At 68.3% G+C, this 15,426-nt stretch carries 12 protein-coding genes; 10 read left to right on the plus strand and 2 right to left on the minus strand.

The window, feature by feature from the left end:
* The 6 genes from G3N92_RS20870 to G3N92_RS20895 form a co-directional block, all read left to right on the plus strand.
* Positions 1 to 644, plus strand: a 644-nt coding sequence (locus G3N92_RS20870; RefSeq protein ID WP_206129480.1) for a 2-keto-4-pentenoate hydratase, incomplete at its 5' end; no start/stop codon positions are given.
* 187 nt (positions 645 to 831) lie between these two features.
* Complete coding sequence (locus G3N92_RS35350) at positions 832 to 2,382, plus strand: methyl-accepting chemotaxis protein (RefSeq protein WP_206129481.1); 1,551 nt, start codon at positions 832 to 834, stop codon at positions 2,380 to 2,382.
* Positions 2,383 to 2,585: 203 nt separating this feature from the next.
* Positions 2,586 to 3,242 (plus strand): gluconate 2-dehydrogenase subunit 3 family protein, encoded by a 657-nt coding sequence (locus G3N92_RS20880; RefSeq protein WP_241014925.1) that lies wholly within the window; start codon positions 2,586 to 2,588, stop codon positions 3,240 to 3,242.
* A 2-nt stretch (positions 3,243 to 3,244) separates the two neighbouring features.
* On the plus strand, positions 3,245 to 5,026 hold the full coding sequence (locus G3N92_RS20885) for a GMC family oxidoreductase (protein ID WP_206129483.1): 1,782 nt from the start codon (positions 3,245 to 3,247) through the stop codon (positions 5,024 to 5,026).
* Positions 5,027 to 5,040: 14 nt separating this feature from the next.
* Positions 5,041 to 6,339, plus strand: a complete 1,299-nt coding sequence (locus G3N92_RS20890) for a cytochrome c (protein ID WP_206129484.1) — start codon at positions 5,041 to 5,043, stop codon at positions 6,337 to 6,339.
* A 227-nt stretch (positions 6,340 to 6,566) separates the two neighbouring features.
* Positions 6,567 to 8,528, plus strand: coding sequence for a methyl-accepting chemotaxis protein (locus G3N92_RS20895; protein ID WP_206129485.1), 1,962 nt, complete (start codon positions 6,567 to 6,569; stop codon positions 8,526 to 8,528).
* Positions 8,529 to 8,577: 49 nt separating this feature from the next.
* Here the strand turns inward: G3N92_RS20895 and G3N92_RS20900 are convergent, their stop codons facing one another.
* On the minus strand, positions 8,578 to 9,306 hold the full coding sequence (locus G3N92_RS20900) for a GntR family transcriptional regulator (RefSeq protein WP_206129486.1): 729 nt from the start codon (positions 9,304 to 9,306) through the stop codon (positions 8,578 to 8,580).
* Positions 9,307 to 9,477: 171 nt separating this feature from the next.
* Here G3N92_RS20900 and G3N92_RS20905 point away from each other — a divergent pair, with 171 nt between their 5' ends.
* The 4 genes from G3N92_RS20905 to G3N92_RS20920 all read left to right on the plus strand — a co-directional run bounded on the left by G3N92_RS20905 (position 9,478) and on the right by G3N92_RS20920 (position 14,875).
* The gene (locus tag G3N92_RS20905; RefSeq protein ID WP_206129487.1) at positions 9,478 to 10,818 is read left to right on the plus strand and encodes an MFS transporter; all 1,341 of its coding nucleotides are present in this window, start codon (positions 9,478 to 9,480) and stop codon (positions 10,816 to 10,818) included.
* A gap of 52 nt (positions 10,819 to 10,870) precedes the next feature.
* Positions 10,871 to 12,145, plus strand: a complete 1,275-nt coding sequence (locus tag G3N92_RS20910; RefSeq protein ID WP_206129488.1) for a glucarate dehydratase family protein — start codon at positions 10,871 to 10,873, stop codon at positions 12,143 to 12,145.
* 263 nt (positions 12,146 to 12,408) lie between these two features.
* A complete protein-coding gene (locus G3N92_RS20915; RefSeq protein WP_206129489.1) occupies positions 12,409 to 13,551 on the plus strand; it encodes a mandelate racemase/muconate lactonizing enzyme family protein in 1,143 nt (380 codons plus the stop codon).
* A gap of 37 nt (positions 13,552 to 13,588) precedes the next feature.
* Positions 13,589 to 14,875, plus strand: a complete 1,287-nt coding sequence (locus G3N92_RS20920; RefSeq protein ID WP_206129490.1) for an MFS transporter — start codon at positions 13,589 to 13,591, stop codon at positions 14,873 to 14,875.
* Between the two features lie 24 nt (positions 14,876 to 14,899).
* Here G3N92_RS20920 and G3N92_RS20925 read toward each other — a convergent pair.
* On the minus strand, positions 14,900 to 15,426 hold a 527-nt coding region (locus G3N92_RS20925), incomplete at its 5' end, for a TlpA disulfide reductase family protein (protein ID WP_206129491.1).

A 15,426-nucleotide genomic window follows, 5' to 3' on the forward strand; every position in this document is an offset into this window, starting at 1 on the left:
TGCATGCCGTGCTCGATGCGCTCGGCGCGCGCATCGGCGGCTGGAAGGTGGGCGGCAAGGGCGCGGACGGCCCGCCGCAAGGCGCGCCGCTGCCCGATAGCGCGCTGCACCCGAGCGGCGCGCGCATCACGCGCGATCCGGCCGCGCCGTTCGGGCTGGAACTGGAAATCGGCTTTCGCTTCGGCCGCAGCTTCGCGCCGCGCGCCGAGCGCTACACGGAGGACGAGGTGCTGGCCGCGATCGCCTGGATGGTGCCGACCATCGAGGTGGTCACGAGCCGCTGGGCCGGCTGGCCCGAGGTCGATCGTTTCGCGCAACTGGCCGATCTGCAGAACCACGGCGCGCTGATCGTGGGCGAGCCGGCGCCGTACGACGCGCGCTATCCGTTCGTGTCGCCGGCGCTGTCGTTCAGCTTCGCGGGCGAGGCGGCGGCGCCCGCGGCGGCCGGCAGCAACCCGGCCGTCGACCCGCGCCGGCTGCTGACCTGGCTAGTCAATCACAGTGCCGTCGAACGCGGCATCGCGGTCACGCCGGAGCAGATCGTGACGACCGGTTCATATATCGGGATGGTGTTCCCTGCGGGGCCGGGCCTGGCCGAAGGGCGCTTCGACGGGCTGCCGCCAATTCGTGTCGACGTCGCTTGAGCCTTGCTGGGCAAGGGATTCGGCTGTTTCGCGGCGACATTCGGGGCGCCACGCGATGGCCGAGTTCCTAGCATGTTTAAGTGTCTTATTAAATCAGACATAACACTAAAGTTAATTAAGTACTCGCCGTAAACGTTCACATGCGTGGCCGATAACGACACAGTGTGTACCCCCGGAGAACGACAATATGAAGTTTGGTAAAGCAGGCTTTTCGCTGCAGACGCGAATCGCCCTGACGATGTGTTTTCTCGCAGTCCTGATGGTTGCCATCGGTGCGCTGGGCCTGCTCGGCACGATCCGGGCGAACCAGGCCAACCAGGATACCTACCAGAACAAGCTGACCGCCGCGACCAATATCGGCAACGCCGAGATCTACATTGCCCGCACGCGCCTCGTGCTCGACCGCCTGGCGCTGCACCCCGACGATCCGAAGGCGCAGGAGCAGATCGAGCGCGCCACCGGCTTCTTCGCGAAATCCGACGAATGGTGGCAGACCTTCGTCAAGCAGCCGCACGAACAGAGCGAGGCCGACCTGATCGACGAGGCCACCTCGCGCCGCGCGACGATGCGCAACGCCGTGTCGAACTTCATCGAGGCGATCCGCGCGCACGACGCCGCGCGCATCGACACCATCGCGATGACGCAGCTCTCCGCGCTCTACAACGCGATGAGCGCGGCCAACGACAAGGTCAAGGAAGCGCTGTACGCGAACGCCAAGCACAACTACGAAGCCGCCGAGGCGAGCTTCCGCGTGTATTCGGCGCTGTCGGTGGCGATGATCGCGATCGGCGTGATCGCCGCCGGCTTCAGCTGGTTCTCGCTGCGCCGCGCGATCATGACGCCGCTCAACGACGCGCTCTCGCACTTCGAATCGATCGCGCAGGGCGACCTGCAGCGCCGCATCGAGGTGCACAACGACGACGAGATGGGCATGTTGCTGCGCGGCGTGGCCGCGATGCAGTCGAGCCTGGCCGGCACCGTGCGCGAGGTGCGCAGCAGCACCGAATCGATCGCCACGGCCACCCAGCAGATCGCCTCGGGCACGCTCGACCTGTCGGTGCGCACCGAGGAGCAGGCGGCCTCGCTGGAGGAAACGGCCGCCAGCATGAGCGAGCTGACGGCCACCGTGAAGCAGAACGCCGAGAGCGCGCATACCGGCCGCCGTCTGGCCGACAACGCCTCGAACGTGGCGGCGCGCGGCAACGACGTGGTCGAGCGCGTGGTCGGCACGATGGGCGGCATCGACAGCAGCTCGCGCAAGATCTCGGACATCACCGGGATCATCGAGGGCATCGCGTTCCAGACCAACATCCTGGCGCTGAACGCCGCGGTGGAAGCGGCGCGCGCGGGCGAACAGGGCCGCGGCTTCGCGGTGGTCGCCAGCGAAGTGCGCAGCCTCGCGCAGCGTTCGTCGGCCTCGGCCAAGGAAATCAAGGAACTGATCGGCGAATCGGTGCAAACGATTGCCGAAGGCAGCGAACTCGTGGCCGATGCGGGCCGCACCATGCAGGAAGTGCTCGGCGCGGTGCGCGACGTGGCGACCATCATGAACGAGATCGCCGCCGCCGCCGAGCAGCAGCGCATGGGTATCGAGCAGGTCGATACGGCGGTCAGCCAGATGGATTCGATCACGCAGCAGAACGCGGCGCTGGTCGAGCAGGCGACCGCCGCGGCGCAGGCGCTGAGCGAGCAGTCGACGCGCATGCGCGGCCACGTCGAAACCTTCAAATTGGCGTAACCGGATTCGTCCCACCGTTTCAGCAGTGTGCAGCAACCGTTGATCCGCATTCGATGGGCCGCGCAACGTACGCGGCCCCGCAGTATCCGAGCAGTGCCTCTCTTTCTCCACAACACGATTCGACAATGACGACAGCGAAAGATCGCAGCCGGCGGAGCTTTCTCAAGGGCTCCATCGCGATTGCACCCATAGCCGTGGTCGGAATGACCGGCGCCGTGGCCAGCAGCAGCCAGCCCACGCCCGCGCCGGGCCTGCCGCCCCCCGACCAGCCCACCGTCGACCACTACACGCCCGGCTATTTCACGCCGGAGGAATGGGCGTTCGTCAATGCCGCCTGCGACGTGCTGATCCCGAAGGACGACATCGGTCCCGGCGCGGTCGAACTCGGCGTGCCGCAGTACATCGACCGCCAGATGCAGACGCCCTACGGCGACGCCGCCCGCTGGTACATGCAGGGGCCGTTCTTCAAGGTCGAGCCCGAATTCGGCTACCAGTCGAAGCTGACGCCGAAGGAGCAATACCGGCTCGGCATCCGCGCGATCAACGCCTACGCGCGCGCGCATTTCGGCGGCAAGACGTTCGCCGAGCTGGGCCACGCGCAGGGCACCGATTTCTTCAAGAAGATCGACTCGGGCGAGATCAAATCCGACGACTTCAACTTCAAGGGATTCCTGAACGGTTTCCTGCTGAAGAACACGATGGAAGGCTATTTCGGCGATCCGTCCTACGGCGGCAACAAGAACATGGCCGCCTGGAAGATGATCGGCTACCCCGGCGTGCGCGCCGATTACCTGGAGTTCGTGGGCGAGGCCAAGCCTTATCCCTACGCGCCCGTCAGTCTCTACGGCAAGCGAGGATAAGCATGGCAAGCATCAAGAAAAAGCCGGTCGACTGCGTGATCGTCGGCTTCGGCTGGACCGGCGCGATCATGGCGATCGAACTGGCCAACGCGGGGCTCAACGTCGTGGCGCTCGAACGCGGCGACGCGCGCGAAACCGTGCCCGATTTCGCCTATCCGCAGATCGTCGACGAGATCAAGTATTCGGCGCGCCAGGCGCTGCTGCAGAACCTCGCCAAGACCACCGTCACGAACCGCCACACCAAGGATCAGACGGCCGTGCCGTATCGCCAGATCGGCTCGTTCAAGCCGGGCGAGGGCGTGGGCGGCGCGGGCGCGCACTGGTCGGGCGTGCAGTCGCGCGTGATGCCGGACGAGCTGCGCTACAAGAGCCACATCACCGAGCGCTACGGCGCGAAGTTCATCCCCGAAGGCATGAACCTGCAGGATTGGGGCGTGACCTATGATGAACTGGAGCCGAGCTTCGACCGCTTCGAACGCGTGTGCGGCACCTCGGGCCTCGCGGGCAACATCGGCGGCAAGCCGACCGGCGTCGGCAATCCGTTCGAAGGCCGCCGCAGCGGCGAATATCCGCTGCCGCCGCTGACCGATCACCCCACCGGCAACCTGTTCGCCGCCGCCGCCAAGGGCCTCGGCTACAAGCCGTTCGCGCTGCCGGCCGGCAACGCGTCGGGCCCGTACACCAACGAATACGGCTGCCAGCTCGGGCCGTGCAACTTCTGCGGTTTCTGCAGCGATTACGGCTGCCTGAACTATTCGAAGGCCTCGCCGCAGACGGCGATCATCCCCGCGCTGCTGCGCAAGCCGAACTTCGAGCTGCGCGTGAATTCGCACGTGATCAAGGTCAACACCGACGCGAGCGGCAAGCGCGCGACCGGCGTGACCTATATCGATCACGAGGGCAACGAGGTCGAGCAGCCGGCCGAGATGGTGGTGCTGGCCGCGTTCCAACTGCACAACGTGCACCTGATGCTGCTGTCGAAGATCGGCCAGCCGTTCAATCCGGATACGAACGAAGGCACCGTCGGCCGCAACTTCTGCTACCAGCTGCTGAACAGCGTGAACATGTTCTGGGACAAGGACACGTACATCAACCAGTTCATGGGCGCGGGCGGCGGCGGGCAGGCGATCGAGGAGTTCAACGCGGACAACTTCGATCACTCGCAACTGGGCTTCATCGGCGGCGGCATCATCTGGGGCCGCCAGACGGGCAACGGCCCGGTGCGCGGCATTCCGCTGCCGAAGGGCACGCCGAAGTGGGGCAGCGAGTGGAAGCAGGCCGTGAAGGACAACTTCCTGCACACCGGCCGCATCGAATCGCAGTGCAGCAACATGGCCTATCGCAACTGCTTCCTCGATCTCGATCCGAATTATCGGGACGCCTACGGTTCGCCGCTGTTGCGCCTGACGCTCGACTGGCAGGACAACGACCTGCGCGCCTCGGAATACGTGGCCGGCAAGATGATGGAGATCGGCCGCGCGATGAATCCGAAGTCGATCTCGGGCCGCATCCTGAAGCAGGGCACCCACTGGGACACGCGCGCCTATCAGAGCACGCACATCAGCGGCGGCACGGCGATGGGCGCGGATCCGAAGACGAGCGTGGTCAACAAGTACCTGCAGAGCTGGGACGTGCCGAACCTGTTCGTGATGGGGGCGAACGTGTTCGCGCACGGCGTCGGCTACAACCCGACGGGGCTGGTGGGCGGTCTCGCTTACTGGGCGGCGAGCAACATCCGCTCGCAATACCTGAAGAACACCGGCGCCCCCATGGTGCAGGTCTGAGCGAGCGACAAGACATGCGGAAAATCATTACTGGAGTGGTAGCGGCCGGCGTGGTGGCAGTCGGCGCGTTGTGGGCGTTCGCCTCGGTCACGCCCGATGCCAAGGTGGATCCGTCGATCGCCGGCCGCAAGGGCGACGCGGTGCACGGCGCGTATCTGGCGCGGGCCGGCGACTGCATCGCCTGTCACACGGCCAAGGGCGGCACGCCGTTCGCGGGCGGCCTGCCGTTCGCGACGCCGGTCGGCACGATCTATTCGACCAACATCACCGCCGATCGCGAGCACGGCATCGGCGGCTACACGTTCGACGAATTCGTGCTGGCGATGCGCGAGGGCGTGGCCAAGGGCGGCAAGCATCTGTACCCGGCGATGCCGTTCACGTCGTATGCGAAGGTGTCGGACGCGGATCTGCAGGATCTGTACGCGTACTTCACGACGCAGGTGCCGGCCTCGCCGCAACCGAACCGCGCCTCGGATATCCCGTGGCCGCTCAGCGTGCGCTGGCCGCTCGCCTACTGGAACCGCGCGTTCCACGACGATTCGCGCTTCGTGGCCGATGCGGGCAAGAGCGTGGAATGGAATCGCGGCGCCTACCTCGTGCAGGGCCTCGCGCACTGCAGCAGCTGCCACACGCCGCGCGGCGCGGCGATGCAGGAGCTGGACGTGAGCGGCAAGAGCGACCTGTACCTGTCGGGCTCATCGCTCGACGGCACGGCGCCGATCAACCTGCGCTCGTCGGCGGGTGGCGGCCTCGAGGCCTGGTCGGTGGACGACATCGTCGCGACGCTGAAGACGGGCCGCAATCCGCATGCGTCGGTGTCCGGCCCGATGGGCGAGGTGGTCGAGCACAGCACGCAGTACCTGAGCGATGCCGATCTGAAGGCGATGGCCGTCTACCTGAAGAGCCTGGGCACGCCGCCGCAAACGGCGTCGTTCCATCCCGACGAAGCCACCGTCAAGGCGATTCTCGGCGGGCAGGTGCAGGGGCGCGGCGCGGAGGCGTATCTCGACAGTTGCGCGGCCTGCCACCGCGTGAACGGCAAGGGCGCATCGGGCGTGTTCCCGTCGCTCGTCGACAATCCGATGGTCACGCAGGCCAACCCGGATTCGCTGATCGCCGTGATCCTGGCCGGCACGCGGCTGCCGTCGACGCAGACGGCGCCGTCGCCGCTGGCCATGCCGGGCTTCGGCTGGCGCTACAACGACGAGGACGTCGCGCAACTGGCGAGCTTCGTGCGGTCGAGCTGGGGCAACCGGGGGCCGGCGGTCACGGCCAAGCAGGTGGCCGCGGTGCGGGCCAAGACCGGCGGTTGATGGCGGGTCGAATGGTCTGATGTAAGCGAAGGCGCTGCGCGAGCAGCGCCTTTTTTCATGGCCGCCGGGCAGCGCCCGGGCGCCGGGGCGCCCCTGAACCCTAAAGATTCCTTACGGAATGCCGATAAGCGCTTACGCCGCGGACTGTATTCGCGTTTTCCGCCCGGCACTGTGCTCGAAAAGCATCGAGCCCGGCGGCGGCCTTTTTTCGACACGCTTCGTCCGATATGACTCTTTTCGCCTTGCGCCGCACCAGCATCGGGGTGCGGCTCGCCATCTTTTCCTGCCTGCTGTTCGCGCTGAGCCTGGCCGCGTTCGCCTGGGCGCTGACCCGCACGGCGGGCGCCGAGGTCACCGATCAGGTACTGCGGCGCATCGCCGAGAAGGACGCGTCGATCGCCGACACGATCGCGCTGTTCGACAAGGCGCTGACGGCCGAGGTCGGCCGCTCGATGACGCAATTCGAGGCCCTGTTGCCCGGCGCGTTCTCGATCGACGCCGCGCAAACGATTGACATCCAGGGCGCGGCCGCGCCGACGCTGAAAACCGGCGAGCGCGTGCTCGATCTCGATTTCTCGGTGCCCGACGAATTCCTCGCGCACAGCGGCGCGATCGCCACCGTGTTCGCGCGGCGCGGCGACGATTTCATCCGCGTCACGACCTCGCTGAAGAAGGCCGACGGCACGCGCGCGATCGGCACGCTGCTCGACCGCAAGGGGCCGGCCTGGGGGCCGGTGTCGGGCGGCCGGGTGTACACGGGCCTGGCCACGCTGTTCGGCAAGCGCTACATCACGCAGTACAAACCGATTCGCGACGCGGGCGGGCAGGTGATCGGCGCGCTGTTCGTCGGCGTGGACGTGGGCGCGGAAATCGCGGCGATCGAGGACGGCATCCGCCGCCAGAAGATCGGCGAGAGCGGCTATTTCCTGGCGATGGACGCCTCGGCCGGCCCCGATCGCGGCACGTTCATCGTCCATCCGAGCGCCGAGGGCAAGCGCGGCGAGGACGCCAGCGCGCCGTTCGCGCGCATGCTGGAGATGAAGCAGGGCCAGCTCGAATACCGCTCGGCCGACGCGCTGCTCGGCGAAACCGATGCGCGCGACAAATACGTGGCATTCCTCACCGTGCCCGAATGGCACTGGCTGGTGGCCGGCGTCGCGCCGCGCAACGAGGTGACGGCCGACGTGACGGCCACCCGCAACCGCTTCCTGCTGGCCGCGCTGGCGCTGGTGGCGGTGTTCGGCCTGCTGTTCGTGTGGGCGGTGCGGCGGCTCGTGAGCCGCCCGCTCGACGAGGCGGCGCGGGCCTCGGAGCGGCTCGCGGCGGGCGACCTGAGCGTGCGCATCGGGCAGGGCCGGGCGGTGCGCGACGACGAGATCGGCCGGCTGATCCGCGCCATCGACGGGATCGGCGACGGCCTCGCGCGGATCGTCGCGCAGGTGCGCGAAGGCGCGGCCACGATGTCGTCGCGCACCGGGCAGCTCGCCTCGGGCAGCGGCGACATCGCCGAACGGATTGCGGCGCAGGCCGGCAACCTGGAGCGCACGGCGGCCAGCATGGAGGAGCTGACCTCCAACGTGCAGCAGAACGCCGACCATGCCGCGCAGGCCAACCAGCTCGTGTCGGGCGCGTCCGACGCGGCGCGCGCGGGCGGCGAGGCGGTGGGCCGCGTGGTGTCGACGATGGACGAGATCGGCCGCTCGTCGAGCCGGATCGCCGACATCACGAGCGTGATCGAAAGCATCGCATTCCAAACCAATATCCTGGCGCTGAACGCGGCCGTGGAAGCGGCGCGCGCGGGCGAACAGGGCCGCGGCTTCGCGGTGGTGGCGGGCGAGGTGCGGGCGCTCGCGCAGCGCAGCGCGGCATCGGTGCGCGAGATCGAGGCGCTGGTGGCCGAATCGGGCGCGACCGTTCAGAGCGGCGCGCGCATCGCGGGCGAGGCGAGCGCGGCGATGCAGGGCATCGTCGAGCGCGTGGGGCAGGTGCGCGCCATCATCGGCGAGATCAGCCAGGCGTCGCGCGAGCAATCGCAGGCGATCGAGCAGGTCAACATCGCCGTCACGCAGATCGGCGAGGCCACGCAACAGAACGCGCAGGTGGTGGACGACGCGCAGCGCGAAGCGCTCGGCCTGCGCGACGAGGCAGGGCAACTGGCCGATGCGGTCAGCGTGTTCAAGCTGAAGTAAGGCCGGCGCGCAGCGCGCGGCGGCGCGGACGCACGGTCCGGCCGCCCGCTCAGTGCTTCAGGAATCCGCCGAAGCGGGCGCGAATGTCGTCGACCTGCGACAGCGTGCCCGACAGATGCGCGCGCAGCGCCTGCTGCGCGGCGTCGGGGTCGCCGGCGGCAATCGCCGCGACGATCGCCGCGTGCTGCATCAGCACGCGCTCGGTCTTGCCGGGAATCGGCACATGCAGGTTGCGCAACCGGTCGAGATGGCCGCTCTGCTTGCGCACCAGCGCCCACAAACCCATCACGTCGGCCGCCTCGTACATCAGGCGGTGAAACGCCTGATCGGCATGCACGAATTCCACGTAGTTCTCGCGCGCTGCGTGCATGCGCTGCAGCTCGATGCTGTCTTCCAGCCGCGCCACCAGCGCGGCGGGCGTGTCGCTGGCGAGCCGGTGCACGATCTCCAGTTCGATCGAACGGCGCAGGAACAACTGCTGGCGCGCCAGCGTCACGTCGATCGAACTGACGACCGTGGCGTGCTGCGGAAAGATATCGACCAGGCCTTCTTCGCCGAGCCGGATCAGCGCGTCGCGGATCGGCGTCTGGCTCAGCCCGTACAGCGCGGCCAGCTCGGCGCGCTGCAGCACCGTGCCCGGCGCGATCCGCATCTCGACGATCAGCTCGCGCAGATGCTCGAACACCTGCGGCGCGGCATGGCGCGAACGGTCGAAGGACGGAGCGATCAGCTCGGGCAGGGTGGCGGCGGTGGGCGGGTCGGAAAGCGTCGGGGTCATGGTTCGGATCGGAAAACATCGGCCGGGCGTTGCGGCGGCGCGCCGGCGGCAGCCGCCACGATACCAAAATCCCGTCTCATTGACGCACTAATGTTTTAGTGTTTTAATCCGCAAAACTCGACGCGGCGCCGCTCGACAGCGCGGCCTGCGGACACAACACCAGGAGACACCGTGGAAACTGCGAAGCATCCCGCCGCACCGGGCGAACGCGCGCCCGCGCCGGCCTCGCCGCTCGGGCGGGCCGTCGCGAAGATCGAGCGCCGCGTGCTGCCGCTGTTCGTGATCATGTTCATCGTCAACTACATCGATCGCGTCAACATCGGCTTCGTGCGCGAGCATCTGGCGGCGGACATCGGCATCGGCGCGGCCGCCTACGGGCTGGGCGCGGGGCTGTTCTTCGTGGGCTACGCGATCTTCGAGGTGCCCTCGAACCTGCTGCTCGCGCGCTTCGGCGCGAAGGCCTGGCTCACGCGTATCATGCTGACCTGGGGCATCGCCGCCACGGCGATGGCCTTCGTGCAGGGCGAAACCTCGTTCTACGTGCTGCGTTTCCTGCTCGGCATCGCCGAGGCGGGCTTCTTCCCGGGCGTCATCTATTACTTCACGCAGTGGCTGCCGGCCAGCTCGCGCGGCAAGGCGATGGCGGTGTTCCTGAGCGGCTCGGCGCTCGCCTCGATCCTGGCCGGCCCGGTGTCGGGCGCGCTGCTGAGCATCGGCGGCCTCGGCCTGCACGGCTGGCAGTGGATGTTCGTGATCGAGGGCGCGGCGTCGATCGTGCTGTGCGCGGTCGTCTGGTTCTGGCTCGACTCGCGCCCGGCCGACGCGCGCTGGCTGGCCGACGCCGAGCGGCGCGCCGTGACCGACACGATCGCGGCCGAACAGGCCGAACGCGAGCGCAACCGGCCCGCCCACACCTCGCCGCTCAAGCTGCTGGCCGATCCGAAGATCGCGCTGTACTGCTTCATCTACTTCGCGGTGTCGCTGACGATCTACGGCGCGACGTTCTGGCTGCCGAGCATCATCCGCAAGATGGGCCATTACAGCGATTTCCAGGTGGGGCTGTTCAACTCGATTCCGTGGATCGTGTCGATCGCGGCGATGTACGGCTTCGCCATGCTGGCCGCGCGCTTTCGCAATCAGCAACTGTGGACCTCGATCGCGCTGGTGATCGCGGCGCTCGGCATGTTCGTCTCGACGTTCGGCGGCGCGTCGTTCGCGTTCGTCTCGATCTGCTTCGCGGCGGTGGGCTTCAAGGCGGCGTCGTCGCTGTTCTGGCCGATCCCGCAGGGCCACCTCGATGCGCGGATCGCCGCCGGCGTGATCGCATTGATCAATTCGATCGGCAACCTCGGCGGCTTCGTCGCGCCGACCGTGTTCGGCCTGCTCGAACAGCACACCGGCTCGATTCGCGGCGGCCTCACGGGCCTGTCGGTCACGTCGCTGGCGGCGGTCGCCGCCGTCTGGATGACGCGCTCCGGGCGCGAGCGTGCGTTGCAGCGCCGCGCCGGCTGACCGGTTTCGATCCCGAACGCGCCATCCGTTCCCTCCATCCTCAGGAATCCCCATGAAAATCACCCGAGTCACCGTCACCCCGATCGCCTTCAAGGATGCGCCGCTGCTGAACGCGGCCGGGATTCACGAGGCCTATGCGCTGCGCTCGATCATCGAGATCGAAACCGACACCGGCCATATCGGCCTCGGCGAAAGCTACGGCGACGCGCCCGCGCTGGCGGTGCTCGACGCGGTGAAGGGCGAGCTGATCGGCCTCGATCCGTTCAAGCTGAACCGGCTGCGCGAGATCGTGCGCGGGGTGGTGGCGCGCATGTCGCCGGCCAGCTCGGCCGGCGCGGAGCTGGCGCCGGGCTCGCACGCGAGCAAGGCGGTCAGCAACGCGTATTCGGCGTTCGAGGTGGCCTGTCTCGACGCGCAGGCGCGCTACCTGAACGCGCCGCTGGTCGATCTGCTCGGCGGTGCGGTGCGCAAGGCCGTGCCGTTCAGCGCCTACCTGTTCTTCAAGTACGCCGAACATATCGACAGCCCGTACCGGCCCGATTCATGGGGCGAGGCGCTCAGCGAGGCGCAGATCGTCGAGCAGGCGCGCCGCATGATCGACGATTACGGGTTCGAGAGCATCAAGCTGAAGGCCGGCGCGCTCGACCCCGAGCACGAAGTGGCCTGCATCAAGGCGCTCAAGCGCGCGTTCCCGAACGCGCCGCTGCGCATCGATCCGAACGGCAACTGGTCGCTCGACACGGCGCTGCGGATGGCCGAACTGCTCGGCGACGATCTTCAGTATTACGAAGATCCCACGCCGGGCCTCGAAGGCATGGCCGAACTGCATCGCCGCACCGGCATGCCGCTCGCCACCAACATGGTGGTGACCGATTTCGACGAATTCCGCCGCAGCGTCGCACTGAACAGCGTGCAGATCGTGCTGGCCGACCATCACTACTGGGGCGGCCTGCGCGACACGCAGCAACTGGCGCGCATGTGCGACACGTTCGGCGTGGGCGTGTCGATGCATTCGAACTCGCACCTCGGCATCAGCCTGATGGCGATGACGCACGTGGCCGCCTCGGTCGAGAACCTGTCGTACGCCTGCGATACGCATTACCCGTGGCAGGAGCCGGACGAGGAAGTGGTGAAGGGCGGCAAGCTGCCGATCACGGGCGGCTGCGTGGCGCTGACCGACGAACCGGGCCTCGGCCTCGAGATCGATCGCGATCAACTGATGAAGCTGCACGAGCTGTACAAGACCTGCGGCATTCGCCAGCGCGACGACGTCGGCCAGATGCGCAAGTACAAGCCCGATTGGACGAACCTGAAGCCGCGCTATTGAGGCGGCTGGCGGCCGGGATCGTTCACGGTTGAAATATGACATCGTACAAGTTGGATGCGACGATCACGAGCTTACGTGCACGTTTCAGGCAGTAAACGCGCCGGTGATTGCGCTAAACGAACCAATGACGTACGATGACGTACAATTTACCTGAGCCGGAACCGATCCAGCCTGGCCGGGCGCCGACTGCCCGCGCTCCCTGACCCGCCGCCCGGCGGGCAGGGCGGAGACATGCATCGGTCCGGCGGTTTCGAGACTTGCCCGTGAAAATCGCCGCCGTCGAAGTCCTCCGCCTGTCGCTCGCATTCGATGCGGGACGCCGTCCCGCCTCCGATACCGAAGCCGCTTCCGATACCTACAACGCCGCCGACCGCTCGCTGCGCCGGATGGAGACGCTGCTCGTCAAGCTGACCGACGACGCCGGCCGCATCGGCTGGGGCGAAGCGTTCGGTCACCTGATCAATCCGGTCACGTTCGCCGCGCTCGAAGGCCCGGTGGGGCGCTGGTTCCGCGGCGCCGAATTCGAGCCGACGCTCGACGGCATCGTGGCGCTGCGCGAGCGCGCCGATCACGCGCTGCACGCGTTCGGCCGCACCGGCCCGGTGCTGTACGCGCTGTCGGCGATCGACACCGCGCTGCACGACCTCGCCGCGCAGGCCGCCGGCCTGCCGCTGTACCGCTGGCTCGGCGGCCGCCGCGACACGATCGACGTGTACGCGAGCCTGGTCAGCTACGAGAACGAACCGGCCGAAGTGGCGCGCCACGTGCGCCGCGCCTGGGACGAAGGCTTCCGCGCGATCAAGCTGCACGAAACCGAACACGACGCCATCGTGGCCGCGCGCCGCGCGCTGCCCGCGGCCGGCCAACTGATGGTGGACGTGAACTGCCCGTGGAGCGCGGCCGAGGCGGCGCAGCGCGTCGAGGCATTGCAGGAGGTCGGGCTCGGCTGGATCGAGGAGCCGGTGTGGCCGTGCGACGACGTGGCCGGCATCGCCCGCGTGCGCGCGCTCGGCGTGCCGGTGGCGGCCGGCGAGAACGCATCGGGCGTGGCCGGCTTTCGCGAGCTGTTCGAGCGCGGCGCGCTCGACGTCGCGCAGCCGAGCATCGCGAAGATCGGCGGCCCCACCGGCATGCGCGCCGTGATCGCGCTGGCCGGCACCTACGGCGTGCGCGTCGTGCCGCATTGCTTCTACTACGGCGCGGGCCTGCTCGCCACGGCGCACGTGGTGGCCACGCTGCCCGACGACGTCGCGCTCGAAATTCCGTATCTCGACTGGCCCGAGCGGCTGCACGCGGCGCAGCGCCCCGGCGCGCGCCTCGCGCTGCCCGACACGCCGGGCCTCGGCTTCGAGCCCGACGAAGCCTTGTTGACCCGCAACCTGATTGCCCGCGCCACGCTCGACTGACACGCCGGCCACCTCTCATAACGATCCAGGAGACACGATGAAATTCCGCTACCGCTGGTGGGTCGGCGCGCTGCTGTTCGGCGCCGGCATGCTCAACTATCTGGACCGCGCCGCGCTGTCGGTGGTCGCGCCGATCATCAAGCGCGATCTGGGCATCAACGATGCGCAGATGGGCGTGCTGTTCAGCAGCTTCTTCGTGGGCTACTGCCTGTTCTGCTTCGTCGGCGGCTGGGCGGCGGATCGCTACGGCCCGCGCCGCGTGTTCGCGTTCGCAGCCGGCATCTGGTCGCTGTTCTGCGGCGCCACGGCGCTGGCCGGTTCGTTCGCTCACCTGATGATCGTGCGCGTGGCGTTCGGCATGGGCGAGGGGCCGATGGGCACCACCACCAACAAGTCGATCTCGAACTGGTTCCCGCGCAGCGAGGCCGGGCGCGCGGTGGGCTGGACCAACGCCGGGCAGCCGCTCGGCGCGGCCATCGCGGCCCCGATCGTCGGGCTGGTGGCGCTGCAGTTCGGCTGGCGCATCTCGTTCGTGGTGATCGCGGTGCTGGGCTTCCTGTGGCTCGCCGCCTGGTGGACGCTGTTCCGCGACGATCCGGCCACGCACCCGCGCGTGACGGCGGAAGAAGCGCGCGAGATCGTCGCCGACCGCGCCGTGGACGTCACGCCCGAGGCCAGCGAGCAAGGCGGCCAGCAGCGCGGCCTGTTCCGCTATCTGCTGTCGCGCCCGGTGCTCGGCACGGCGCTCGCGTTCTTCAGCTTCAACTACGTGCTGTATTTCTTCCTGTCCTGGCTGCCGAGCTATCTGACCGACTACCAGCACCTGAACATCAAGCAGATGAGCGTGGTCGGCATCCTGCCGTGGCTCGGCGCGACGGTGGGCTTCGCGATGGGCGGCACGGTGTCGGACAAGATCTACCAGCGCACCGGCGACGTGCTGTTCGCGCGCAAGATCGTGATCGTGGTGGGGCTTGGCGTGGCGGCGGCCTGCGTGCTGCTGGCCTCGCAGGTCACGTCGCTGGTGGCGGCCGTGACGCTGATCGCGATCGCCAGCCTGTTCGCGTTCATGGCGCCGCAGGCGTGCTGGTCGCTGCTGCAGGAGATCGTGCCGCGCCAGCGCGTGGGCGCGGCCGGCGGTTTCGTGCACCTGCTGGCGAACCTGGCCGGGATCCTGTCGCCGAGCCTGACCGGCTGGCTCGTGCAATACGGCGGCGGCTATTCGAGCGCGTTCGTGCTGGCCGGCGCATCGGCGCTCGTCGGCGCGGTGATCCTGATGGTGGCGGTGCGCGCCTCGGCCGTGGAGCGGCTGCGCGGCGCGGTGTGAATCGCGCGGGCGCGCGCTCGGGGATCAATGCCCGAAGCGCGCGCCGATCACATCCTCCAGGCGGGCCGCGGTGATTTCGCCCACATGCGATGCCACCAGGCGCCCGTTCGCATCGAAGAACAGCGTGGTCGGCAGGCCGCGCGAGCCGTAGGCGCGCATCGCGCTGCTGGACGGGTCGAGCAGCACGGCGCCGAAGCGCAGGCCCTGGCTGTCGAGAAACGCACGCACCGTGCGCGCATCTTCCCCTTGATCGATCATCAGGACCGCGACGTTCGCGTGGTCGGCCTGAGCGCGCGCCAGCACCGGCATTTCGCGCCGGCACGGCGGGCACCAGCTCGCCCAGAGATTGACCACCACCGGTTTGCCGGCCGTTATCGTGAGCGAGGTGGGCGAGGCGGGCGCGCCGTCGAGCGTGCTCAGATGCAGCGAAGCCAAGCGCGGCGCATCGCGCTGCAGCGCGACGACGAGGCCCTGCGCGAGGCCCCAGGCCAGCACGCCGGCCGCGAGGCCGCCCAGCACCGGGCGGCGTAGCGCGGGCAGGCCGCGCAGGC

Origin of the sequence: Burkholderia sp. Ac-20379 (assembly GCF_017104645.1) — a bacterium.
In the GTDB taxonomy this organism is placed as follows: domain Bacteria; phylum Pseudomonadota; class Gammaproteobacteria; order Burkholderiales; family Burkholderiaceae; genus Burkholderia.

Coding starts and splice junctions, on each gene's coding strand:
- G3N92_RS35350 (WP_206129481.1), top strand. CDS start 832: ATGAAGTTTGGTAAAGCAGGCTTTTCGCTGCAGACGCGAATCGCCCTG.
- G3N92_RS20880 (WP_241014925.1), top strand. CDS start 2,586: ATGACCGGCGCCGTGGCCAGCAGCAGCCAGCCCACGCCCGCGCCGGGC.
- G3N92_RS20885 (WP_206129483.1), top strand. CDS start 3,245: ATGGCAAGCATCAAGAAAAAGCCGGTCGACTGCGTGATCGTCGGCTTC.
- G3N92_RS20890 (WP_206129484.1), top strand. CDS start 5,041: ATGCGGAAAATCATTACTGGAGTGGTAGCGGCCGGCGTGGTGGCAGTC.
- G3N92_RS20895 (WP_206129485.1), top strand. CDS start 6,567: ATGACTCTTTTCGCCTTGCGCCGCACCAGCATCGGGGTGCGGCTCGCC.
- G3N92_RS20900 (WP_206129486.1), bottom strand. CDS start 9,306: ATGACCCCGACGCTTTCCGACCCGCCCACCGCCGCCACCCTGCCCGAG.
- G3N92_RS20910 (WP_206129488.1), top strand. CDS start 10,871: ATGAAAATCACCCGAGTCACCGTCACCCCGATCGCCTTCAAGGATGCG.
- G3N92_RS20920 (WP_206129490.1), top strand. CDS start 13,589: ATGAAATTCCGCTACCGCTGGTGGGTCGGCGCGCTGCTGTTCGGCGCC.